The organism is Hoylesella buccalis ATCC 35310, from assembly GCF_000177075.1.
Lineage (GTDB): Bacteria > Bacteroidota > Bacteroidia > Bacteroidales > Bacteroidaceae > Prevotella > Prevotella buccalis.
Genome location: NZ_ADEG01000083.1, coordinates 1 through 540, shown reverse-complemented (window position 1 = coordinate 540; position 540 = coordinate 1). Strand labels below are relative to the sequence as shown.

At 44.3% G+C, this 540-nt stretch carries 1 pseudogene; it reads left to right on the top strand.

Going from position 1 to position 540, the window contains the following annotated elements:
* Positions 1 to 134: 134 nt before the first annotated feature.
* A pseudogene (locus HMPREF0650_RS13805) lies at positions 135 to 540 on the top strand (IS256 family transposase, variant Zn-binding type); the annotation flags it as partial.

Here is a 540-nt window from a genome sequence, read left to right as displayed (position 1 = left end):
ATTCAAGATACCTTCAGCACTAAATTGACGATTCAAATTGCTCAATAGCTCATTTTGCAGGCTGAGACATAGGTATCTTTCCGATGTACACTAACTTTATGGGCATTTAAGTTGCCTCAAAATTCAAAGTTAGTATGTTCAAAATGAGATGTCGTGTGTGTGGCAGTACGCATACGAAAAAGAATGGTGTTCGCAAAGGTGTACAACTGTATAAATGTCAGGATTGCGGCTATCAGTTTCGCTCCGGTTTCCAATTGAGCGATGATGAATTGTGGACTGCTTATCAACAACAGAAGCAGACGATCAACGAACTATCGGTACGCTTCAGGATAAGCCTCTACGGTCAAGCGTAGGTTACATAACATCAAGTGTGAGTGGGTGCAACCTCCACTAAACGGAAGTGGTTTTGTCCATCTGGACGTAACGTATTGGGGTCGAAACTTCGGTGTGCTGCTCGCATTGGATACGGAGAGCGGAAAGCCTCTCTATCTGTCCTTTGTAAAGAGCGAGACGGTGAAGGACTATGAAGATGCGGTCGTC